Source organism: Empedobacter brevis, assembly GCF_965118635.1.
Lineage (GTDB): Bacteria > Bacteroidota > Bacteroidia > Flavobacteriales > Weeksellaceae > Empedobacter > Empedobacter brevis_A.
The window spans coordinates 1-768 of the sequence record NZ_CBCPHV010000038.1; the positions used below are offsets into that span (position 1 = coordinate 1).

Annotated in this window: 1 protein-coding gene; it reads left to right on the plus strand. The window is 21.5% G+C overall.

The genetic code is table 11. From position 1 onward, the window contains the following. Positions 1-299, plus strand: a 299-nt coding sequence (locus ACMHJW_RS14670; RefSeq protein WP_413534146.1) for a response regulator transcription factor, incomplete at its 5' end; no start/stop codon positions are given. Positions 300-768 lie beyond the last annotated feature (469 nt).

Below are 768 nucleotides of genomic sequence, written 5' to 3' on the forward strand. Positions count from 1 at the left end.
TATACAAACTATATCAAATAAATAATCAAAAGAGAATTTTAGTAGAGAATGATAATCAACATATGAGAGATAAATTAGCCGAACTATCACATCAGTTGATAAATAAAAATGAAAACTCTAATTATAACATAGAAACTCTTTCTGAAAGACAACTTGAAATAGTTGATCTTGTAAAGAAAGGATTGACAAATAAAGAAATTGCCGAAAAATTATTTATTTCAGAAAACACAGTTAAATATCACTTAAAAAGTATTTATACGCTTTTAGGTATTGATAACCGAAATTCGTTAATAAAATAATTCAAGAATATAAATTATCTGATCAGACAATAAATAATTAGATCTAAGAAGATTTATAATGTTTATCAAATGTTTATCAAATATTTCTCAATTTAATTTATTGAAGAGTTTATATGCATTCTTTTCAAATAGTTTTAAGTTGAAAATTCATATTTATTAAACATAAGAATTTAATCTAGAAAACCTTTTTAGTTTTAAATTATATAAGCCTAAATTTAGTTTTCAATTTTTTAAAATATTATAAAGTCTCTTATTTTTTTATTGCTTTGAACAATACACAAGTTTAATTATTTCCACTGCTATCCCTAACGCAGTTTTTAAGTATTAATTGCAAATGTCATTCAGAACATAGCAAAAGTGAAGTTAAGAATCTTTTCAAGGTATAATTTGTGTGTTTATAAGATCAACTTAATACTTAATACTTAATACTTAATACTTAATACTTAATACTTAATACTTAATACTTAAT